The following is a 21,048-nucleotide window of genomic DNA, read 5'->3' on the forward strand; positions in this document are numbered from 1 at the left end:
CTCCTTGCGCCGCTAAACGAGATCGCGTTCCGCGCGCCGGGCCGCCTGGATGACCGCATTCTGCTCCGACTCGCTCAGCCGGCCTGCCGTGCGCCATTCCGTAGCGCTTCGCTCCACTCTCGCTACGAATTGCCCGTGATTGGCGAACGGTACGCCGGCCCACACAGCATCCAGGAACGTGACGCCGTCCTCGCGCTTCGAGTTAGCGACGCCGGAGTCGATGCTCCCAAAGACGATGGACGGCTCCTGTCGCCGGACGTACATGTGATACGGCTGTGTCTGCCCCGCCTGCGGATCAGACACGAAGAACGGCGCCAGTAGCTGCCCGTTGAACGTGAAGTGCAGCGGCTTCTCCGCCACCGGCGTCATGGCCGAGGAAAAGTCGCCGTTCAATTTGAAGTTTTTGTATAGCGAAACGTTGATGAGCCCCGAGTCGAGGCTGTTGCCAATGGCCGGCCCTTGAGCCGCCAGCAGCGTCGGGCCATAGAAGATCGACTGGACCGCCGGATCATCGATCGTACGCTCAGCGCGGAACGTGAAGGGCATCGCGATTTCGATTCTGTCGCCGCTGCGCCACTGTCGATCGATTTTGACGTATTGCCCAGGTGTCGCAGCGAGTTGTTGCGGCGCTCCGTTTATCGAAACAGCGTAGCCGCGACGCACCCACGTCGGTACACGAAGCAGCATCGCCAGCCGTCCGTTGCCGCGGACGGTGAGAACACTCGAACCTTCGAACGGATATCTGGTCGTCTGCTCGATGGTGAATCCATTCTCACGCCACTCGAGCGTCGATGGGATGTAGAGATTGACGTAGAGCGTCGAGTCGTCGACCGACCGGAAATAGATCGAGTCCTGATACTTCGTGTGATTTTCCATCCCGGTTCCGCCGCAACACGTGCCGACATTGCCGTAGCTCCGACGTTCACCAGAACGCACCGGAATGAAATACGTGACCTCAGGACTCGTGGTGCTATCGGAATCACGCCGCGACGCAAGGATCTGATTGAACAGTCCCTGCTCGTAGTAGTTCATGTACTTGGCGTCGGGCTCGTGAAAGAACAAGTTCCGGCTGAGCTTGAGCATGTTGTAAACAACACAGCTCTCGGCGTGGTCCTTGTTGTTCGGCTCGGAGTAGAGTGAACCAGCAATCACGTCACGCTTGCGCAATATCTCACCGACGCCTACACCGCCGTGGCTGTACGTGCGATGCGGTACGACCATGTCCCAGAAGTTCTTCGCCGCGGTGTGATAATTCGCTTCATTGTTTCCCTCGAAGACGCGCAAATAGCCGATGAACTGCGGGATATGCTGGTTCGCGTGACGGCCGTCGAGAATGTCGTTGTTGGCAACCGTTGGGTCTTTGACGTTGCGGTTGTCGAAGTACCGCGCGACGGTGAGGTACTCCGGCTTGCGCTTGAGCGCGTACAGGCTGGCGAACGCGTCGTTCGCGCCGCCGTATTCGCCGGCGATGTACATGTTCCACATCCGGTCGAACTGCTCCGGGCGGAGCTTCGACAGGCGGCCGTGCGTCCAATCGCCGATCTTCGTCGCGATGTCGAGCGCCTGCGCGTTCCCGGTCAGCGTGTTCGCTGCGAGCAGTCCCGCGAGAATCTTGTGCAGCGTGTAATACGGCGCCCAGATACCCTGGTTACCGCCGTACGTCGCGAATTCCTCCAGCCGCATGAACTGCGTCTCTGGATACGCCGCGAGGAATCCGGGATGGCGTCGTCCATCGGTGGGCGCGACGACAGTTCCGTGACGACCTTTGCCTGACGAGTCCACCGCCCTCGGCCCATCCTTCTCGTCAAAGCGATACCACAGCACATTGCCGCCGTTGACCGTGCCGCCGGCAGATGCCATCAACGAGCGCACGTCGTCCTGCGTCAACCCACGATCAAAGATCTGGAATTCGTCGAGCTGCGCGTTGAGATACGAAACGTTACGCTGCGGAAATTGGCAGCGCCCGAGCCAATTGCCTGTGGTTTCGCCGAGGTCGCCGGGCGAAAGCGTCATGCTGGGATTGGTCGCGACCGGCTCGCCGTCGACGTAGAGCGTAGCTGTCGATCCTGCGCGCGTGATGGCGATGTGCGTCCACTTGTCCACCGCGAGCGGCTGCGCGGCGTCGAGTCGCTGCTCACCCGTAGCACCAGTCGTGGTAATCGCGAAACGCGGAACCGGTTTGTCATTGCCGGCTCGCACGGTGAGGTACATGCGCGCGAGCGCAGGTTCGGCGAACTGCGGGTTCGGGTTTCCAAAATCGAATACCGCGGTGCCGTTATTGAGCGTCGCCTGATCGGCGTTCGCGCGCGCGTCGGAAAGTCGCGCGCGGTCGTATTCCGACGGGTTGATCCAGAGCGCGATCGTGAAATCGCGCAGCCCACTCACCACCCCCACTGGTAGCGCAACGTGCTCGGCGAGACCGATCGGCGAACCACTGAGCTGCAGGGCGCTGCCAAACTTTCCCGCGCCGCGAGGAGTGGGGCGTCGCGCGGCCGCGGCTAGCGCGTCCTGACACTCCGCGAGCCCAGCCACGATGTAGTCGAGCTTCCGCTTGAAGATCTCATCGCCGGTGCCCGCGTACGCCTGTGCGAGCATGCTCATGAAATGCCCCGCGTAGTGCCCGCGTAAATAGCCTGTGCCGTTCTCCCAGCTGCCCACGGGCTGCGCGCCTTTCGTGTCGAGCCCGGCGTTGGCGCGGAAGATCGAGAGCACGCGGTCGGGCCCAGCGAAGATGTCCGTGTCGCCACCATAGCCGCGCGCATAGGCCAGCATGCGGTCGCGCTTCTGGGTGAACAGACTTTCAGAGAGCTTTACTTGCGTCAGCGCGAACGGCTGGACCGTCCATCCGGCTCGCGCGGCACCCGCAGCTTCCGAAATACCCGGAGTGCCGGCTACCGCTTCGAGCTGGGGGAGCAACAGCGCGCCGGCGGCGGCCGCACCGGCTGTTTTCAGAAAGTCCCGACGATCGGGATGGGTACGGCTCTCTGGCTCGCGGGACATGGCAGTCTCTCCGGGGATGTCCATCAAGAAGGCTGAAGGTACGTTCCGCGCCCGGATTTGCGAGTGCCTGTCCGTTCGCCTTACTTAGTTCGCGCGGCCGAGTTCTGGCATGGACGGTTGGAGGTCACAATGGCAGAGAAATCCGTGGAAAAGCAGCCTGTCCATCGGTGGTACACGCGGCCGGTCTTTTTCGTCGCCGATGTGAACCGTGCGATTCGCTTCTACGTCGATATGCTCGGATTCGAGAAGGCCTGGCACGAAGGCGACGGTGCAGGGACAGTCTGCCAGGTCAATCATGGCGAATGCGAGATCATCCTCTGCGAGGACGCCACGCGCACGGACAGGGGTCGCCTGTTCATCGAACTGACCGCGGATGCTCTCGCCGATCTTCGTCGGGAGTTCATCGAGCGCGCCGTTCCCACCAAGGAGACCTGGTGGGGATACGTCACGCTTCAGGTCGACGATCCGGACGGCAATGAGTTGTTCTTCCCTACGCCAGACTGATCGAGTCGTGCACAGGCACGGCCACTGATGCGAGTAGTCGTGTCAATTCCGCAGGCATCACGGGTTTGATCAGGTGATGGTCGAAGCCCGCTTCGGCCGTGCGCTGTCTGTCCTGCGCCTGACCCCAGCCCGTCACCGCGATCAACACCATGTCCGTTCCCCACGACTCGGAGCGCAGTCGGCGAGCTAGCTCATAGCCATTGAGCTTCGGCATGCCGATGTCGAGCAGCGCAACGTGCGGACGGAAGTCACTCGCCGTCTGCAGTCCCGCAAATCCGTCGTCGGCCATTCGCGTCTCATGACCGAGGAGCTCGAGCAACTTGCACATGCTGGTGGCTCCGTCCTGATAGTCATCGACGACGAGAACGCGCAGCGGCGTTCGCGCTTCACTCAGCGCTTCTCCGCGTGAGTTGGCCGGCGCGGGAATCGTTGCCACGACCGGAAGTCGGACGACGAACTCACTTCCTCTTCCAATCCCTTGGCTCGACGCTGATACGCTGCCCCCGTGCATCTCGACCAATCGCTTGACGAGCGCCAAGCCGATGCCCAATCCTCCTCGGTCGCGCTCGAGCGATGGTTGCAGTTGACTGAAGAGATCGAAAATCTTGGGCAGCATTGCCGGGGCGATACCGATTCCGTGATCGCGAACACGCACGAGCACGTCGTCGAGCTCGCGTTCCACGGACAGCGCAATGTGGCCCCTCTGGTCGGAGAACTTTGCGGCGTTGTTGAGCAAATTCCCAAACACCTGAGCCAGCCGAGTCGGATCGGCATCTACGATCACCGATTCGGGCAGATGCGTCACCGTGAGTTGATGCCCACGCTCCACCATCCCCGGCCTGCTGGTCTCGATCGCCGCCTGTACCACCTTTGACAACTCCACGCGCTCAGTGCGGAGTTCCAGGCGGTCACGCGTAATTCGGCTGACGTCCAACAGGTCATCGACGAGTCGAGTCAGATGCCCCATCTGGCGATCGATGACGCCGCTCGCCCACTGCAACTCGGGCGCGCGCGGCTCCGTCATCTGCAAGATTTGAATCGCATTTCGAATCGGCGCGAGCGGATTGCGCAGCTCGTGCGCGAGCACCGCGATGAATTCGTCCTTGCGTCGGTCGGCGTCACGCAGCGCCTCGGCCGCTTGCTTGCGCTCGATGAGATCCGCCGCCTGCCGTGCGAGAATGTCGAGCAGTCGCAGGTCGCGCTCCGACGGCTGGTGTGGCTGCAGCCAGTGCGTCGAGATCACTCCAACGAGCCTTCCCTCACGCGATACGAGCGGGGTGCTCTGCACGGCGTGGACGCCTCCGTCCAGATAGAGGGACTGCTCCACTGATCCCGCCATGAAGTCGCACTGCTCGATCTCGGGCACGATCACGCGCGTGCGCTGGCGGAGTACCTCACCGCATGTGCTGAGCGAACGCGTATTGATAATCTCGAAATGTGCCGCCGACTCCGCGGGAAATCCGCGGTACGCGAGCAGCTTCAGAAAAGCTCCACTCGGGTCATCAACGAACATTTGCATGCTCGCGCAATCCGCACGGCCAATGGAAATTGCCGCGTCGAGAATCTTTTCGTGGAGCTCGACGTCGTCCTGGTTGATCAACTCGGCGCTGATCGTCTGAAGGAGGCGAGAGTCAGCGAGTTCTGCCTCGAGCCGTTCCTGGTTGACACTGACCGCAGCAGCGGTCCGTTGCTGTTGCTCGAGATCGGCTGCCAACCGCCGCTCGGTAGCGCGCCGCGGGCCGAGCTGATTTCTCAACTCCTGCGCGATGAGCAGTTGATAGGCGGTGGTCGCGAAGCGGGCGAAACTGGTCATCAGGCGCCGATCTTCGGCGTCGAACGGCCGCGTGTCGTCGTGCGCCAGGATCCAGAGCGTCCCGACCGGCTTGCCTTCGTGGTGGAATGGGACGAGGAGCGCCTCGACGATGGGTGGAGCGTCGGCAATGTCGCCGAAATGACGCTCCGGGTTCGCCATGAGGAGCGGCATGTTTCGGTCGAGCACGGTCCCGCATGGGCTGCCGAGGCGCGCGATCGACCCGCCGAGAAACCTCGCCCACGGGCCTGCGACCGCGCGCCACCGAACGACCTCGTCTTCGCCATCTCGTTCGAGTAGACTGACGCCCGCAGAGTGCGCGTTGCAAAGGCGGAGGGCCGTCTCGACGAGCTTCTGCAGCACGCGGTCGGCGCCGGCGATCCCAGTCGCGCCAGCCATCTCGTCCATCAACGCCAGGACGGCCCTGTTTTCGGCGGCGTGGTCGCATGGCCGGGCCGGACGACGATTCAATTCCGCAGTCGTGATCACCGATTCGAGCGCCGCCGGCACAAAGACGTCGGGCGACGCACCTTCGTCGGGCAGTCTGGAAACAGCCATTGGTCCCTTCCGCAACGCGATGGATTCCGAGACGTCGGACGTGATGCCGCAACGATGCACAGGCGGTCGCGATCCCGCTAGCCTGCGGCGCAGCACGAGGCCTGGAAACCAGAAGCGGGATGCTCAGCGGCTGTGTACGTTGGACAATAGTCGCGCAAGCTGGGGTTTGGGCGTGGGCTGGCCGCCGTGCGTGAGAATTATGAGTATTAACATTATTGATCTATCGCGGCATTTGTGCTCGTCGTTCTTCTACTTCTTGCCGGTTACCGAACAGTCGCGGGCGCGCCGGTCAGCGTCGGCTATTGGCGATATTGCCGCTCGCATCGATCTGGCGGGCATCGAGCGCGTGGTCAACGTAGCGGAGTTCGTCGTCCGTCACATGGCCGACAGATAGGGGATCACAACTCACATGGCAACGCTCCGTCACACTCGATACCAGGCGGCCGTAGTTCGCAACGACGCGATTCTTCTTTTGCACTGCGCATTTCGGAACGGCGATACGATGTGGATGCTTCCGGGTGGTGGCCGTGAAGAGGGAGAGGACGAGTCGACGTGTGTCGTTCGCGAGGTGCAGGAGGAGACGGGCCTGACCGTACGAGTCGTGAGTCTGCTTTCGGATGTTCCCGCTCAGCCGCCGGACGGAACGTATGTCCGCTGGCGCACGTATCGCTGTACCGTACTGGCCGGCGAAGCCGCTCCCGGCGGCGGCGAAGGAGCCAATGCCGAGCTGATCGATATCATGTGGCTCTCAATGCGCGTTGAACACGACTGGCCGCACGACATTCGCACAGATCCGTTTCTCTATCCGCAACTGACAGCAATCCGTGAACTAATAAACGGTGGAGAGATTCGTGATTTATCCGGCCGCTGACATGAATTACAGTTTAGTTGTATAGGTTTAATGATGCGCTGGATAGTTCCCTCTATCGTCTCGCTATTCATTGCCAGCATCGCGATCGCGACTAAATCGCGAGTTGCTCTGTCGAGCTCGATGGATGCGGCCGTCTATGCTGCTTTGCTCGACGCCACCGGTATCAAGCCACTTCCCGACACAATTCTGCTCGGAGACAGCACGCTCCGCTTTCGAGACCCGAGCGACATGGTCGCGAAGTCGCCCCCGCGGTTCGATTCGGTTCCTGGCAAACTTCCATCGAGCCTTGAAGTGCTGAGTCGCACCCGTCGATCCAGCGGCGCGCTGTCCATGCCGCGTCCTGTTCGCGTGCTGAAAGGCGCCGAGTTGGCGGAGATCTTCGCGAGTGGCCCGTCAGGATGGGCAGAATTCAATCGTCGTTACCCAAAGCAGCGCGGCTACTTTCAATTTTCTCCCGTTGCGTTTAGCGATGACTCGCTCGATGCGCTCGTCTACTACGAATACCGCTGCGGAGGGCGGTGCGGACATGGCGAAGCCGTATGGGTGACACGGCGGGACGCGCCCCATGAATGGCGTGTGCGCAAGAGCGTAGGGTTCTGGGTGTCCTAACGACGCAAGCGTCACGGTGATCTCAGTACCACTAACCCTCGGAGGGCCGATGCCTGGTCTCGACAACCTGTTCCGTCGCACCGCAGGTCGGTTCATTCCCGGATTCACGGCTTCGCCGCGCTGCATGGGGTGCGCCCGCGTCCAAGCCGATGGTGTCCACCTCATCTCCGGTCCCGGTCTCTACATTTGCACCGAGTGCGTCGCGGCGGAGATTCCGATCGCGAACCGGGGGCAAGAAGCCGTCGAGTTCGGCCAATGTCGTTGGTGTCGTACGTCGCGACCCGTCGCGCAGCTCTCGGCGGTGCGCGGCATGCCAACCTGCACGTCCTGTCGGGAGACGCTCGCAGCACTGGCCGCGAGAGTCGATACAGACTCGCCCTAGCCACCACTACCTGTAATCACGTCGCACGATGAAGCCGTACGAGCGGTTGGGCGAGGCGCGAACACCGAATGGAACGGTGATCGCTCTGTACCGGCACGACGGTGCATTTCTCATCCGCGCCGATGGGGTGGAACTCATGTCGACGCGCCGGCACCTCTCCGAAGATCGGCTCGCGGAAGTCGCGTGCGCTCCGTTGCGCGATGCGACGCGTGCACGCGTGCTGATCGGAGGGCTTGGGCTCGGCTTCACACTTCGCGCGGCGCTCCGCGAGCTTCGCGACGATGCCGAAATTGTCGTCGCGGAGCTCCTGGCCGAAGTGATCGAATGGAACGCGAATCCACAGCTCGGCATTTCCGTCAAGGCGATGAGCGATCCGCGTGTTCGAGTCGTTCAGGGGGACGTGACCGACGTCCTCGGCGCGAACCCCGCCGGCTTCGACGCGATCATGCTCGATACCGACAACGGGCCTGACGGGATGCTGATGTCGGAGAATGCAGCGTTGTACGCGAAGCACGGTATCGCAAACACGGTGGCTGCGCTTCGCCCCGGCGGGTCGATTGTGTATTGGTCTGTGGGGGACGACCCAAAATTCGAGGGTGCGTTGCGTAACTCGCGACTTTCCGTAAAGGTGCTGCGAGTCCGTGCGCACGACACGGCCGGGCCAATGCACACCCTCTATGTCGCGACGCCACGCGGCTGACGACTCGGCCGTCAGCTTACGGCGCGGGCGGCCCAGCTGGGTGTTTGCGACATGCCGGCGGCTGCTCGATCGTGTAGATCAGTGCTGCCACGCGCCAACGTCCATCGCTCTTCATGAGCGTGAACGTGTCCACGCCACAGTGTGACCACTTGTTGTCGATGTAGAGATCGTACGGCATCCAGACCTGCGCCAAGTGATCCTGTACGCGAACCGTAGCGTCGAAGCCTCTCTCGACGAATGTCGACGGACCTGGACGATTGATGTACAGGCCCCACGTTCGTAGTGATAGACGCTCTACGCCATCGCGCAGACCAACGCCTCCGACGACCGATGAGTCGAATGAAAGACGCGCGAGCGTCTTACCGTCGCCGGTCGAGAGCGCGGCGAGCACCGAGTCGGCGACGGCGATAGCTGCTTTGCCGTCGGTGTTCGAGGTCTGCGCACGCGCACACGGCGCGAGGCAGGCGAGAGCTAGTAACGTAGGCCAGATCGTGTTGCGCAAAATGACTCCGTTGTTGGGGCAGTTTAACGTACGCCGCCGCACCGGCGTTGGTCCACAAGAAGCCCAACACCGGGGCGACTTGCTATCGCCATGTGCCGTGGGCGACATAGTTTGCCGCAGTACCGTCGACGGCAAGCGGAATCGACCAGAGTGTCCAAAGGAAGCGACGAACAGGTAGCGTGATGCCCGCCCGTTGGAACTATATGGAATCATCATTGTCGAACTCAAAGCGTCGTCGTCACCTCGCGTTGCTCTCGCTCTGGTTTGCGTTTGCCTGCACCTCCAAACCCGACGCCAGCGATGACGACCGATATTCTCGACTCGTGTCGTTCGATACGGCGACCATCCGTCTCGTCGCCGCTCGGGATACGACGAAGCTCACCGTCGAACTCGCGGAGTCGCCCGATCAACACACCATGGGTTTGATGGAGCGTCGTGTGCTGGGACCGGACGCCGGGATGCTCTTCGTCTATTCAGGCGTTCAGCCCGAGAGCTCGGCGTTTTGGATGTTCCGTACTCGCATTCCCCTCGACATCGCGTTCATCGATAGCGCTGGCGTCGTACGAACGATTCAGACGATGGCGCCTTGCTCGAGCATCCTTGCGGAGGGTTGCCCTAACTATCTCGCCGGCGCGCGGTATGTTGCTGCGCTCGAAGTCAACGCGGGCTACTTTGCGCGACGGAAACTCCGCGTCGGTGATCGCGTGCTCCTGCAGGACACAACGACGCGCCGCCGAGCGCCTCGACCACCCAGTTGAAACGCGCCGCTCCAATGCCTCTCGACCGAACGCCGCAAGTCTGGCGCGCCGTCTTCTACGTGCTGTCCGCGGTGTTCATCATGACCGCGGTGCTGAACATGCTTCGCGTCCGCGCCGGCGTTCTCACCAATCACGCCGCCGACGTCGTAGTGCCGGCGTGGATGTACATCATCGCGCGTGGACTGCACTCGTCGCGGGGCCGCGGCTCGGTCTTTCAGCGAGCGGTCGGCCGCACGCCGGAGAGCGCCGCGCTCATTCTCTTCGTTGCCAGCGCGCTTTCCGAAGTGAGCCAGCGTTATTGGCCGCACGGTGTCTTTCCAGGCCGTTTCGATCCACTCGACATCGTGTCGTATGCCTGCGGCCTCCTCGCATGCTATTTGGCCGAGCGGTACTTCTTTCGCTCACGAGCTTCTGAACAGGTGCGACAACCTGCTGTCTAGTCATCGGGTGCCTATGACAGCGACTCGCCGCGTGATCAATAAACTCGTAATACTCGTTCGACCGAGGCGTCCGTCTCGCCGGCACTTATCGCTGGCTTCGGTGTCCGTTACATCAGCGAAGCGCCAGCGCACGGCACCGACGTCGCGCCGTATGTCGAAATGGGCGTTGGCATCGCTATTCCGATCGGTGCGGCTCGTTGGCACATCGACGCGCGGGTTCAACTCGCTCGTGCGAGCGCCGGGCTTCCGCAATCGACGGTTCCGATTACTGCCGGCGTCCAGTTCTAATCGTCCGCGCTTCACCCGCATTTCTCCGACCCTCTAATGGACGCAATACAAATCACGGCGGCGGAACTCAACGGTGTGCGTTTCGTTGAAGGTGCGCCTGGCGTTCAACTGCTGACGAAGGGTCGCGATGCGGTTCGCCTGCTCGAGGCCTGTTTCAACACAGGCGCTCGCGCGGTCATGCTCTACGCAGAGAATCTCCCCACGAGCTTTTTTGACCTGAGCTCGGGTGTCGCGGGCGAATTGCTACAAAAACTCCGCAGCTACGGCGGTATTCGTCTCGCTGTTGTCGCACCGCCTGGTACGGCCGAACCGAGTTCTCGCTTCGGCGAGATGTTGGCCGAGGAACGGTGGAAAGGCCACTTCGCCCTGTTCGACACCGCCGATGCGGCACGCGAATGGCTGACACGGTCCTGAATCCATATGCGCGAGACGATTCATGACCACGCAGCGCGAGAAGATGCTTCGCGGGGAACTCTACATCGCCACTGATCCGGAACTCGTCGCGGAACGCACACGAGCACGTCAGCTCTGGCAGTCGTACAACGCTCTCGATCCCGCCGCAAACGCCGAGCGTCGCAACGTACTCGAAGCATTGCTCGGTCGGATCGGCTCCGGCGCCGTGATCGAACCACCGTTCTTCTGCGACTACGGTTCGCAGATCGCACTTGGCGACGGCGTCTTCGTCAACTTCAACTGCGTCTTCCTCGACTGCAACACGATAACGATTGGTGCGCAGACGCAGCTCGGCCCTGCCGTGCAACTCTACACTGCGACCCACCCGATCGCCGCGGCCGCTCGTGTTGCAGGTCCGGAGCTCGCGCGGCCAATTGAGATTGGTCGCCGAGTTTGGATCGGTGGCGGCGCCATCGTCCTACCCGGTGTGACAATTGGCGATGATACCGTCGTCGGCGCCGGGAGTGTCGTCACGAAATCACTGCCGCCGGGCGTCGTCGCCGCAGGCAATCCCTGTCGAGTGATTCGCGTCGTCGACGATTGACGCGCGGCAAAGGCTAAGCCCGCTTCTTCCTCGGCTTCACGGTCTTGGGGGCCTCGCCCGCGCGATACCGCAGACCGTCGACCAGTATCGACGCGAGTCGACGCGCCTGTTGCGGATTGTCAGCGGTCGTGAGAAAGACGCCGCTCATGCTCAGCACGTCCTCGGCGCCCACATCGGAGCGGAGCACGCCCGCCTTTTGTCCCGCCTCGAGCAGCAGCGAGATCGCCTCGCCGAGTCGTGCGCGACTCTGATTGTACGGATTGCCGCCCGCGGCGACGACCGCACGAAGTGCTTCTGCCATCCCGCGCTTGATGCCCATGTAGTCGATGAAGCGCTCCATCAGTCGGCCGAGCGCTTCGTCGGGCGCGTACTTCTTCAAGAGTTCCGGCGCGGCGTCGCAGAGCTTCTCGAGCTCGTTGCGATATGCGGCCTCGATGAGAGCTTCGCGCGTGGGAAAGTGGCGGTACAGCGTGCCGATCCCGACCTCGGCTGTTTTCGCGATGCCGTCGAGCGACGCGTTGGCGTCTTTGGTGAACGCAGCGACCGCGACCGCGAGGAGCCGCTCGCGGTTCCGCTGCGCGTCTTGGCGCAGTCGAGGTTCGGTTCGCTTTGACGTTGTCACCGCAGTCCCCCACTGGTCGAATGGTCTTGCTAACCGGAGGATCCTCCGGTTATACTTTTTCCTAAGCGGAGGGTCCTCCTCTTCTAATTCTAGCGACAGACGCCGAGGTTCGATATGAAAATCACCACGCCATTCAACGCTGCTTCCACCGCCGCGGACGTCATCCAGGGTATCGACCTCACCGGCAAGCGGGCCGTTGTCACCGGCGGCGCGTCGGGCATTGGCGTCGAGACTGCTCGTGCTTTAGCTAGTGCCGGCGCCGACGTCGTCCTTGCGGTCCGAGATCTCGTGGCGGGCGAGCGCGTCGCGGCCGATATCGCACGCGCGACGAACAATCCGCGCGTCACCGCATCGCCGCTGGACCTTTCGGTGCGCGATTCCGTAAACGCGTTCGTCAATCGCTGGCGCGGACCGTTGCACATTCTCATCAACAACGCGGGCGTCATGGCGTCGCCGTTGATGCGAACGGCCGAGGGTTGGGAAATGCAATTCGCGACGAATCACCTCGGCCACTTCGCGCTCGCGGCGGGCCTCAAGCCTGCGCTGCGCGAGGCAGGTGGTGCGCGCATCGTGTCTGTCAGTTCGAGCGCGCACCTGCGGGCAGGCGTGGACTTCGACGACATTCACTTCCTCCGTCGGCCGTACGAGCCGTGGACGGCCTACGGTCAATCGAAAACGGCCAACGTTCTTTTCGCCGTCGAGGCGACCAAACGTTGGGCAGACTACGGCATCACGGTCAACGCACTGATGCCCGGTGCAATCCGAACGGGGCTGCAGCGTCACGTCACGGAAGCGGAACTCGATCGGCTGCGGGCGCAGATGGGCGCGGCGACGGTCAATTGGAAGACGACCGAGCAGGGAGCCGCGACGTCGGTGCTCGTCGCAACGTCGCCGCTGCTCGATGGAATTAGTGGACGCTACTTCGAAGATTGTAACGAAGCCGCGCCGCACCAGCCGGGCACGCGAACGGGTGTGGCCGAGCATGCATTGGATCCGGACGCGGCGGAGCGGCTCTGGGAAGTCAGTCTCGAGATGGTATGGAGCGGAGCAACGGTGGACGTGGCGTAGCTGAGTCTGTCAATCGGCGGTCGTCGCTTGACGGCCGTCAGTATGCTTCAGTATGGACGCTTCGCCTCGCGACATTCTCCGCTCGTTCCCGCTGTCGGTTCTCGACCTCTCGCCGATCGTCGAGGGAGGAACTCCCGCACAGGCCTTTCGCAACTCGGTCGATCTCGCTCGCCACGCCGAACGGCTCGGATATCATCGATTCTGGGTCGCCGAGCATCACGGTATTCCCGGTGTGGCGAGTGCCGCGACGGCGGTGGTGATTGCGCACGTTGCCGGCGGCACGTCGACGATTCGCGTGGGCGCCGCGGCATTATGCTGCCGAACCACGCACCGCTGTTGATTGCCGAGCAATTCGGCACACTCGAGGCGCTCTTTCCGGGTCGCATCGATCTTGGACTCGGTCGTGCGCCGGGCTCTGATCAAACTACGGCGCGCGCGTTGCGTCGCGACCCGGCTGCTGCCGACGCATTTCCGCACGACGTCGCCGAATTGATCGCGCTGCTCGAACCGAGCGAGCCGGGGCAGATCGTGCACGCGGTACCGGGCGAGGGCACTCGTGTGCCGATCTGGATCCTCGGCTCCAGTCTGTTTGGCGCGCAGCTCGCGGCGATGATGGGGCTTCCTTTCGCCTTTGCGTCGCACTTTGCGCCGATGCACATGATGCAGGCGATCGAGATCTATCGCGCGCAGTTTCGGCCGTCGGAGCGTTGTGAGCGTCCGAAGGTGCTGCTCGGCGCGACGATCGTTGCCGCGGATACCGACGAGGAAGCGCAGTGGCTCTTCTCGTCGCTGATCCAGACATTCATTGCGCTACGTCGCGGACATCCAGTTCCGGTGCCGCCGCCGGTTGCCGACATCGAGCGAACGCTCACGCCGTTCGATCGCGCGCAACTGATGCCGATCCTTTCGCAAGCGATCGTTGGCGGACCGGACCGCGTCCGAAACGAGTTGGCTGCACTGGTCGCGCGCACGGGTGCCGACGAGGTGATCGTTGCGTCGCAGATCTACGATCACGCGGCGCGCGTGCACTCGTACGAGATCGTCGCCGGAGTGCGCGACGGTTGATTCCGGGGTAGGGTATTCCAGATTCATACTGCGTGATGATCTGTCACCTTTCCGATGCGGGCCGTCAAGTTTTCGCACAGTACCCAGTTCACGATCGATGAACAGAGCGCTGCCTCTAGAACAGGCTGTTTGGCGTCGCCGTCGTCGCTTGCCCGGTCGTATCTGGGTTGCGGCGACATTTGGGGTCATCAGCGGCGTTCTCGGTATTATGGCCGGGTACGGTGTCTATCGCGCTCTCGCGGTTCGTGGATGGCCAACGACGCCAGGCGTCGTCATGTCGAGTGAGGTTCGAACGGACGTGGTCGGAATCATCGGGAAGCGGCCGCGTGATCTCACAACGGATCACTTTTACGTCGCCTACCGATACGCGGTTGCCGGGCGTCAGTACACCGCGAAGCGCATCGACGCTGAAACGAGAGGCGGCAAGAACTATCCGCGGGAATACCGGCGTCGATATCCGGTCGGGGCGCGCGTTGTCGTTCACTTCAACTCGATGAATCCGGAAGACGCGGTTCTCGAGACTGCCTGGCCCGTGGGAGCCGGATTGCGAGCAATCGTCTATCTGGTGCTATCGGGGTTGCTACTGCGGTGGACATCTGCCGAGACACACACTGTGCGCAAGAGACTCGACTAGAGTGAAGCGTCGTCCCGGCTTGACAACCCACTTCAAGTCCTCACTCAGGTGCTCCCGAAGGCTCGCGACGATGCTTAATTCTCAGGCACTATGAGCGACCACCCTATCGTCGTCCACAACTTCGTGATCCCGATCCACATTGGCAGCTTCCAATGGGATCTCGCCGGCTTCGGCATTGCCGTGCTGCTCGCGTTCGTCATTGCGCAGATCGTTTCGGAACGCGAGCTGTTCCGGCGCGGCTACGATCTCGAGGCGAACCACGTCGGCGATGTGCTCTTCGCGGCGTTGATGGGCACGATGATCGGCGGCAAGCTGTATTTCGTCGGTGTAATCAAGCACAACTGGCACGATCTCTTTTCGCGCGCCGGCTTTGTGTTCTGGGGCGGCTTCATCGGCTCCGTGATCGCGTGCTGGGCGATGATTCGCTATCGAAAGCTTCCGTTCTCCCGATACGCCGACGTTGCTGGGCCAGCTATCGCCGCTGGCTATGCCGTAGGACGTACGGGCTGCTGGGCGGTCGGAGACGACTATGGAAAGTGGTATCAGGGTCCACTCGCCGTGTCGTTTCCCGATGGAAGCCCGCCCACGACGGTTGGTAGTATGACGCAGGCGTTCCATGCGGTCTTTCCCGCGTCGATGGACCCGTCGACTGTCGTCAGCGTCGTACCGACTCAGCTCATCGAAGTGGCGCTCGGCTTCGTGATGTTCCTGATTCTTTGGCGCCTACGCAAACACACGCACGCTGATGGCTGGCTGTTCGGCGTCTATGCGGTGCTGGCTGGCATCGAGCGTTTCCTTGTCGAATTCTTGCGAATCAAGGACGATCGCTTCTTCGCCCTGAGCGTCGCACAGTGTATCGCGATTGCCGTGTTCATCGCCGGGGTCATCATCATGCGCGCTCGCAACGCGCCGGCGGCCCGGCCCGCCGCCCGTTCGGCCCAGAGGCCGATTTTCGCCTAATCGCAACTCGTGATCGACGCCATGTAGAGGATCGGGCTTCGGCTCCGACTTACGCCAGAAGCAGGCACACGACCTCTCACATTCGGAGCCAACCATGCCGACGATCACGCCGTTCCTCTGGTTCGACACTCAGGCCGAAGAGGCCATGAACTTCTACGCCTCGATTTTCCCCAGCACCAAAGTCGGCAACGTCAGCCGAATGAATGGGCAGGTGATGTCGGTCGAGTTCGAACTTCAGGGGCAACGTTTCCTGGGCCTCAACGCGGGGCCGGTGTTCAAGTTCAATGAAGCCGTTTCGTTCTTCGTCGGGTGCGAGACGCAGCAGGAAATCGACGAGCTCTGGGACAAGCTGACGGCCGACGGCGGGTCGCCGAATCAGTGCGGCTGGCTCAAGGACAAGTTTGGGTTGTCGTGGCAGGTCGTGCCGAACGCGCTGCCGCGTCTAATGAGCTCCGGAAGTCCGGAACAGTCGAAGCGCGTTGTCGACACAATGCTGCGAATGAACAAGCTGGACCTGAGCCAACTTCAGGCAGCGTTCGACGGGAACTGACGAGCGAACTCCAGACCCGGTTCGTTTCCCAACTTCGGGCGCCGTCGGCAGAGAATGCCGTACCTCCCTGCGCGGCGCGCGACCCGATGGCCGCACTTCGCGATTGATCGCTGCGATTCTTGCGAGCCGCCATACGTTTCGTTGTCCGCTCGCAACACTCGAGACCTCCGTACAGTCGATTCGTTGAAGCTCTGGCTGATCCTCGTCGCGTGTCTAGGGCTCGCGACTTCGTCTTCGACTCAGCGCGCGCAGCCGTTCGCGGTGGGAGAGCGCGCCGAGTATGACGTCCGCTACGGAGTCATCCATGCTGGCGCTGCTAGCCTTTCGGTGGTTGGCGTGGACACCGTCCGTGGTCGCGACGCCTATCACTTTCGCCTGACGCTCGCGGCCGGCGTGAATCTGCTGCTGTACAAGTATTCGGCGCGCGACACGATGCAGAGCTGGGTGGATACGGCCACGTTTCAGAGCTTGCGATTCACCCAGGATCAGTTCGACGGCGGCCGCGTTCGGAAGAAACGCTACGAGATCTTCCCCGAACGTCGGAGTTATTCGGATGGCGGCGATTTCGAGCAGCCTTCCGTCGCTGATCCGCTCGACGACATCTCGTTCCTCTACTACGTGCGCACACGGGATCTCGAAGTCGGAACGACGACCGCGATCCCGAGGCACTTCAAGCCAGCGAGCAATCCGGTCACGCTCCGGGTATTGCGAAAGGATACGATCGAGGCAGCGGGGAAGCGGTGGAACACGGTAGTCGTACAGCCGATCATCAAGACATCGACGATGTTCTCGAATGGAGAAGGGCAGGTATGGTTGTCTGACGATTCCGCTCACGTGATAGTTCAGATCAACGCGAAGCTCTCGGTCGGTTCGATCACGATGACGCTTCGGTCATACCAGGCGGCGGCGCCTTAGTCCTGGCTACTCTGATCGAGCACCATTCCGACACGCGTCGATAGTTCTGCGAATGCGGCGTCGCGATCGAAAGAGCTCGTGTGTTTCCCGAGCTTGCCAAGCATTGCCAATACGTCGGCGTCAAAGGGCTCGGTCGCCGTGCCGCGGATGACGAGCAGCTGCGCCGCACAGTGAGGCGCGCACGCGGTGGCGTTGTAGCTTGCCCACAGGAGTGCCTGCTTGATCGTTTCGCTCGGTCGCGCGGCTGCCAAGCGAAGCGCGCGTTCGAGTCCATCGTTGGGCTGCGACAGGCGTCGGATTTCTCGGGCGAGAATCGCTTCGTCGATGGGTTCAGCCTCGCCTTTCGTCGCCGACTCGGCAGCAGCAAGGCGGGCGTCGACGGAGAGGTGTTGTTGCAACGCCGTGGTCGCGGCCGCCGCGGCCGCCATACGAAGTTCGCGACCGCGCGGACTGTTGCTGTTGAGGATTGTCAGATCGCCGAGTTCGAGGTCGTACTCGTACGTGCCGTCCGGCGCCTTCTGACGGACGACTTCGGCGCAAACAAACTCGAAAATCTCCGCTTGGCGACCGATGGCCCAGGGATACTGCGCGTCCCAACCGGCGCGCTTCGGGCCCCAGAGGAGCGCGATTGCGGGCGACATCGCCAACTCCCAATCGAATGGGATCGTTTGTTCGCCCTCGCGATAGGTGATACCGCCGCTGCGGCCGTTGGTCGTGATGTCGACCGACGGGCTTTGCCGATCGTCATCGAGTGGAATCATCGCGCCGCCTTCGGCGACGCGGCACCGCCGAGCAATGTCTTCACGCGGGCGATATCGGCTTTCATCTCGGCCGGTCGGTCCATCGTCGATTCCATGCGGCTCTGCACGACGTCGGCGAGTCGGTCACCCTGCGCATCACCGCGCGAAACGTCGACACCGCGCGCCATGAGCAGCAACACGATGTCCCACCGATCAGCTCGCGCTGCGGAGACGACGAGCGGTTCCTTGTTTCGAGTCGTCAGGTTTATGTCGAGCTTGTGGTCGAGCAGGGCGGTGAAATTTGCGATCGGTGTGACGCCGAGCCACTCGAAAACGACCGGACCGTTGTCGCCGGCATAGTTGGGATTGGCGCCGCCATCGAGCAGCGTGTTCACCATGGCTACGTCGCGAACCTTGGTTGCGGTTTCCAGGCCGAAGTTCGGATCCGCCTTGAGCGATATGAGTTCTCGCACGACGTCGAGCGAAGTCACGCTACCTGATGGCACATTCGGCCCTTCCCACGCCTGTTCGACGGCAAGCTGCATCAACGTCATTCCGCGCTCGCCTTTGGTGTTGATGTCGACGCGCGCGCCGACTGTTCTGAGTGCGGCTGTGTCTCGGCGAATCACCGCGGCGCCAGCTGCCTTCATATCGCGACCCGAGAAGTAGCCACGGCCGAGCGAGTTTTGATGGATCTGGTAGTCGATCGCGGCGCTCCGTATCCGCGTCACTGCGAGCAGCAGTCCGGGGCCGGCAACGATGAGCAGCGCGAGGCTTCGCCAGACCACCGACTCGGATTTGACGAAGAGCAGTACGCCACCGCCGATGATGATGGCGGGGATGATGATGTAGAAAAACAGCGACATCTCGCGTCCGCCATCGGAGATTCCCGTCGCCGTAAGAGTGGCAATGAGGAGTCCGACAAACAGCAAGGCATCGAGTGCCGTGATGGTCCAGAAGATCAGTGTCATTGTCGCCAGGTCGTTGGTTCTTGTTCCATTCTATGCCTGGAGAGATTACAACACTCGACGGCGCGTGGCGATCATGCTGGAACCCATTTGGAGCGGAGGTGAGCTGTGAACCGACCGATCATTGGGTATCACCTCGACGATGAAGGTCATTGGGTGGCGGAACTCAGCTGCGGTCACGGCCAGCACGTCCGGCACGACCCACCCTGGCAGGTGCGGGTTTGGGTCACGACCCCTGAGGGTCGTACCGCGCACCTCGGCACAGAGTTGAACTGTGTACTGTGTGACGGTTCCGCGCTCCGGCTGTAGGCTGCGATCAACGGGCTTGCGACGGAGCCCGGCGCGTCATACAACCATGGTGTCACCAACCCTATCACCATGACCGATCGCCACGGCAGACGCGAATTCCTCGGCATAACCGCGCTCGGCGTCGCCGGAGCTCTCTCACCAGCGTGGGCTCGTGGTGCGAGCGCGCGAATGGCGGTGGGACTTCTTCCCGTCGATCCAGACCTCGTTGTGTTCAACGCCAAGGTCTACACGGTGGATGCAAAGCTGCCGACGGCGCAGGCGTTTGCTACCAAAGGTGGTCGGTTTGTCGCGGTCGGGAGCAACGCGGATATACGAGCGCTGATCGGAAAGCGAACGCAGACGTTCGACGCGAAGCAGATGACGATCGTCCCCGGCTTCATCGATTGTCACAATCACGCCGGCGGCGACACGCTTTTGTATGAAGTCCTCGTCGGCAATCCGTTTGAAGTCGAATTCGTCACGATTGCGAGCATCATTGCCAAGCTTCGCGCAAAGGCGCAGCAGGTGCCGGCCGGGACCTGGGTCGAAGGCTTTTTCCACGACGACACGAAGCTCACGGACAAGCGCCAGCTCAACATTCGCGATCTCGATCAGGTGTCGACTGAGCATCCGGTCGCGGTTCAGCACCGCGGCGGGCACACGTCGTTTTACAACAGCAAGGCGCTGCAACTCGCTGGAATCACGAAGGACACTCCCAATCCGCCCGGCGGAACGTACGACCGCGACGAAAATGGTGAGTTGAATGGCCGCGTCACCGACCTCGCGCGCGGTACGATCAGCCGCGCCGGCCAGCGGCCGTCGTTTACCACAGAGCAGCGCGCCCAGCGCGATCGCGATGGAATCGCCCACATCTCCAAACAGTTTACGCGATACGGCCTTACGAGCGTGCACCACGAGGGCGGCGATCTGTCGGCCATCCAGGAAGTTCGCGCGCGTGGCGATCTGCACCATCGAGTGAGCTATGAAGCCAGCGGACGCGTACTCGACTCCATGATCGCCAGCGGGGTCAAGAGCGGCTTCGGCGATGAGTGGATCAAGTTTGGCGCGACGTCGGAGCACACTGTCGACGGGTCGTTCTCCGAGCGGACGCTGGCGCGCAGCACCCCGTACGCGGGAACTACATACAAGGGCAACATCACCGAGACGCAGGACGATCTCAACGCCTGGGTCGAACGTGTCCATCGCGCTGGCATTCAGGTGAATTGCCACGCAAACGGCGACGTCGCGATCGACATGTACCTCACGGCATTCGAGCGCGCGCAGAAGCTTGCACCACGAGTCGACGCTCGTCCCAAGATCACGCACTGTACGATGATCAACGACGATCTCGTGCGCCGAATCAAGGCGGCGGGCGCCGTGCCTGCGATGTTCACGACGTATGCGTACTACAACACCGACAAGTTTCCCTTCTACGGCGAAGAGTTCATGAAGCACGGTATGGCGTACCGTACGATGCTCGACGCCGGTATATGGGCTGCGGCTGGTTCCGATTTCAGCCCCGGTCCCTTCGCGCCGCTGATGGGTATTCAGGGCATGGTCACGCGTACAGGTTGGGACAACACCACGTGGGGCGCCAACCAGCGCATCAGCGTGGACGAGGCGATCAAGGTCAATACGCTCAACGGCGCGTACGCCTCGCATGAGGAAACGCTCAAGGGCTCGATCACCGAGGGGAAGCTGGCGGATTTCGTCGTGCTCTCCGACGATCCGCACACGGTCGCCAAGGACAAAATCAAGGACATCACGATCGTCCGGACCGTCGTTGGGGCAGAGACGGTCTACCAACCCTGAGGGCGAG

General features: G+C 62.1%; 22 protein-coding genes and 1 pseudogene. 17 read left to right on the plus strand and 6 right to left on the minus strand.

Features of this window, described 5'->3' with window-relative positions:
* Positions 1 to 12: 12 nt before the first annotated feature.
* Complete coding sequence (locus tag AC6H4Z_RS03355; RefSeq protein ID WP_497545327.1) at positions 13 to 3,000, minus strand: beta-L-arabinofuranosidase domain-containing protein; 2,988 nt, start codon at positions 2,998 to 3,000, stop codon at positions 13 to 15.
* Between the two features lie 129 nt (positions 3,001 to 3,129).
* Here AC6H4Z_RS03355 and AC6H4Z_RS03360 point away from each other — a divergent pair, with 129 nt between their 5' ends.
* Entirely contained in the window at positions 3,130 to 3,504 is a 375-nt protein-coding gene (locus AC6H4Z_RS03360) for a VOC family protein (RefSeq protein WP_497545328.1), read from the plus strand.
* Here AC6H4Z_RS03360 and AC6H4Z_RS03365 read toward each other — a convergent pair.
* Positions 3,491 to 5,872: a hybrid sensor histidine kinase/response regulator gene (locus AC6H4Z_RS03365; protein WP_497545329.1), complete on the minus strand. Its 2,382-nt coding sequence runs from the start codon at positions 5,870 to 5,872 to the stop codon at positions 3,491 to 3,493. The genes AC6H4Z_RS03360 and AC6H4Z_RS03365 overlap by 14 nt on opposite strands.
* Before the next feature lie 199 nt (positions 5,873 to 6,071).
* On the opposite strand from AC6H4Z_RS03365, the gene AC6H4Z_RS03370 reads away from it, so the two are divergent.
* From AC6H4Z_RS03370 to AC6H4Z_RS03385, 4 genes are all read left to right on the plus strand, one after another.
* Positions 6,072 to 6,266, plus strand: coding sequence for a hypothetical protein (locus AC6H4Z_RS03370; protein ID WP_497545330.1), 195 nt, complete (start codon positions 6,072 to 6,074; stop codon positions 6,264 to 6,266).
* A gap of 15 nt (positions 6,267 to 6,281) precedes the next feature.
* On the plus strand, positions 6,282 to 6,743 hold the full coding sequence (locus AC6H4Z_RS03375; protein WP_497545331.1) for an NUDIX domain-containing protein: 462 nt from the start codon (positions 6,282 to 6,284) through the stop codon (positions 6,741 to 6,743).
* A 30-nt stretch (positions 6,744 to 6,773) separates the two neighbouring features.
* A complete protein-coding gene (locus tag AC6H4Z_RS03380; protein WP_497545332.1) occupies positions 6,774 to 7,352 on the plus strand; it encodes a hypothetical protein in 579 nt (192 codons plus the stop codon).
* 410 nt (positions 7,353 to 7,762) lie between these two features.
* Positions 7,763 to 8,434: a polyamine aminopropyltransferase gene (locus AC6H4Z_RS03385; RefSeq protein WP_497545333.1), complete on the plus strand. Its 672-nt coding sequence runs from the start codon at positions 7,763 to 7,765 to the stop codon at positions 8,432 to 8,434.
* Between the two features lie 16 nt (positions 8,435 to 8,450).
* Here AC6H4Z_RS03385 and AC6H4Z_RS03390 read toward each other — a convergent pair whose 3' ends face one another.
* A complete protein-coding gene (locus tag AC6H4Z_RS03390) occupies positions 8,451 to 8,936 on the minus strand; it encodes a hypothetical protein (RefSeq protein WP_497545334.1) in 486 nt (161 codons plus the stop codon).
* A 182-nt stretch (positions 8,937 to 9,118) separates the two neighbouring features.
* Here AC6H4Z_RS03390 and AC6H4Z_RS03395 point away from each other — a divergent pair, with 182 nt between their 5' ends.
* The 4 genes from AC6H4Z_RS03395 (at position 9,119) to AC6H4Z_RS03410 (ending at position 11,419) form a co-directional block, all read left to right on the plus strand.
* A complete protein-coding gene (locus tag AC6H4Z_RS03395; RefSeq protein ID WP_497545335.1) occupies positions 9,119 to 9,694 on the plus strand; it encodes a DUF192 domain-containing protein in 576 nt (191 codons plus the stop codon).
* Positions 9,695 to 9,708: 14 nt separating this feature from the next.
* A complete protein-coding gene (locus AC6H4Z_RS03400; RefSeq protein WP_497545336.1) occupies positions 9,709 to 10,134 on the plus strand; it encodes a hypothetical protein in 426 nt (141 codons plus the stop codon).
* 324 nt (positions 10,135 to 10,458) lie between these two features.
* Positions 10,459 to 10,836: a DUF4180 domain-containing protein gene (locus tag AC6H4Z_RS03405; protein ID WP_497545337.1), complete on the plus strand. Its 378-nt coding sequence runs from the start codon at positions 10,459 to 10,461 to the stop codon at positions 10,834 to 10,836.
* 22 nt (positions 10,837 to 10,858) lie between these two features.
* Complete coding sequence (locus tag AC6H4Z_RS03410; protein WP_497545338.1) at positions 10,859 to 11,419, plus strand: sugar O-acetyltransferase; 561 nt, start codon at positions 10,859 to 10,861, stop codon at positions 11,417 to 11,419.
* A gap of 13 nt (positions 11,420 to 11,432) precedes the next feature.
* On the opposite strand, the gene AC6H4Z_RS03415 is transcribed toward AC6H4Z_RS03410, so the two are convergent.
* Positions 11,433 to 12,041 carry a TetR/AcrR family transcriptional regulator gene (locus tag AC6H4Z_RS03415; RefSeq protein ID WP_497545339.1) on the minus strand — a complete coding sequence of 203 codons (609 nt, stop codon included), beginning with the start codon at positions 12,039 to 12,041 and terminating at the stop codon, positions 11,433 to 11,435.
* 114 nt (positions 12,042 to 12,155) lie between these two features.
* Between AC6H4Z_RS03415 and AC6H4Z_RS03420 the strand changes: the two genes are divergently transcribed.
* The 6 genes and pseudogenes from AC6H4Z_RS03420 to AC6H4Z_RS03445 all read left to right on the plus strand — a co-directional run bounded on the left by AC6H4Z_RS03420 (position 12,156) and on the right by AC6H4Z_RS03445 (position 17,233).
* A complete protein-coding gene (locus AC6H4Z_RS03420; RefSeq protein WP_497545340.1) occupies positions 12,156 to 13,109 on the plus strand; it encodes an SDR family NAD(P)-dependent oxidoreductase in 954 nt (317 codons plus the stop codon).
* A gap of 52 nt (positions 13,110 to 13,161) precedes the next feature.
* Positions 13,162 to 14,174, plus strand: a pseudogene (locus tag AC6H4Z_RS03425) (LLM class flavin-dependent oxidoreductase).
* 97 nt (positions 14,175 to 14,271) lie between these two features.
* A complete protein-coding gene (locus AC6H4Z_RS03430; RefSeq protein WP_497545341.1) occupies positions 14,272 to 14,808 on the plus strand; it encodes a DUF3592 domain-containing protein in 537 nt (178 codons plus the stop codon).
* 90 nt (positions 14,809 to 14,898) lie between these two features.
* Positions 14,899 to 15,768, plus strand: coding sequence for a prolipoprotein diacylglyceryl transferase (locus AC6H4Z_RS03435; RefSeq protein ID WP_497545342.1), 870 nt, complete (start codon positions 14,899 to 14,901; stop codon positions 15,766 to 15,768).
* Positions 15,769 to 15,862: 94 nt separating this feature from the next.
* Positions 15,863 to 16,318: a VOC family protein gene (locus AC6H4Z_RS03440; protein ID WP_497545343.1), complete on the plus strand. Its 456-nt coding sequence runs from the start codon at positions 15,863 to 15,865 to the stop codon at positions 16,316 to 16,318.
* A gap of 183 nt (positions 16,319 to 16,501) precedes the next feature.
* The gene (locus tag AC6H4Z_RS03445; protein WP_497545344.1) at positions 16,502 to 17,233 is read left to right on the plus strand and encodes a DUF3108 domain-containing protein; all 732 of its coding nucleotides are present in this window, start codon (positions 16,502 to 16,504) and stop codon (positions 17,231 to 17,233) included.
* On the opposite strand, the gene AC6H4Z_RS03450 is transcribed toward AC6H4Z_RS03445, so the two are convergent.
* Together AC6H4Z_RS03450 and AC6H4Z_RS03455 are read right to left on the minus strand one after the other, a co-directional pair.
* Positions 17,230 to 17,994 carry a hypothetical protein gene (locus AC6H4Z_RS03450; protein ID WP_497545345.1) on the minus strand — a complete coding sequence of 255 codons (765 nt, stop codon included), beginning with the start codon at positions 17,992 to 17,994 and terminating at the stop codon, positions 17,230 to 17,232. The genes AC6H4Z_RS03445 and AC6H4Z_RS03450 overlap by 4 nt on opposite strands.
* On the minus strand, positions 17,991 to 18,944 hold the full coding sequence (locus AC6H4Z_RS03455) for an ankyrin repeat domain-containing protein (RefSeq protein ID WP_497545346.1): 954 nt from the start codon (positions 18,942 to 18,944) through the stop codon (positions 17,991 to 17,993). Before AC6H4Z_RS03455 ends, AC6H4Z_RS03450 begins: the two co-directional genes overlap by 4 nt.
* Before the next feature lie 105 nt (positions 18,945 to 19,049).
* Between AC6H4Z_RS03455 and AC6H4Z_RS03460 the strand changes: the two genes are divergently transcribed.
* Positions 19,050 to 19,250: a DUF3565 domain-containing protein gene (locus AC6H4Z_RS03460; protein ID WP_497545347.1), complete on the plus strand. Its 201-nt coding sequence runs from the start codon at positions 19,050 to 19,052 to the stop codon at positions 19,248 to 19,250.
* Positions 19,251 to 19,319: 69 nt separating this feature from the next.
* The gene (locus AC6H4Z_RS03465) at positions 19,320 to 21,041 is read left to right on the plus strand and encodes an amidohydrolase (RefSeq protein ID WP_497545348.1); all 1,722 of its coding nucleotides are present in this window, start codon (positions 19,320 to 19,322) and stop codon (positions 21,039 to 21,041) included.
* The last annotated feature ends 7 nt before the right edge of the window (positions 21,042 to 21,048 follow it).

This window comes from Leucogemmata humicola (assembly GCF_055379415.1).